General features: G+C 46.5%; 1 rRNA gene. It reads right to left on the minus strand.

The features are described 5' to 3' along the window. Positions 1-2 precede the first annotated feature (2 nt). A 5S ribosomal RNA gene (rrf, locus tag RZO55_RS02305) occupies positions 3-120 on the minus strand. Between the last annotated feature and the right edge of the window lie 222 nt (positions 121-342).

Raw genomic sequence — 342 nt, forward strand, 5'->3', positions numbered from 1 at the left:
TAATCTGGCACCCACCTGCTCTCCCATACCGTCTCCAGTATAGTACCATCGGCCGCTTAAGTCTTAACCATCGTGTTCGGGATGGGAACGGGTGTTTCCCCTAAGCGCATCGGCACCAGAAAGATTTTGTCTTCTGATGTTTCCTTATTCAATTATTTAGTCCAGTCCATGATTGCACCTCCAAAACCTTCGGTTTTCTCGGTCGCATCTGCGATGCTTATGGAGTAAGTCACAGCCTTCCGTCCGTGAAAGCAAGCTTTCCCGTACTCCATTCTGTGCCTTTCTCCGCAATCATTTCTTACTTTGCGGAAAACTTAAGACTCAACAGTATATAAAACCCTT

It is taken from the genome of Clostridium boliviensis, assembly GCF_033342255.1.
Taxonomy (GTDB): domain Bacteria; phylum Bacillota; class Clostridia; order Lachnospirales; family Lachnospiraceae; genus Lacrimispora; species Lacrimispora boliviensis.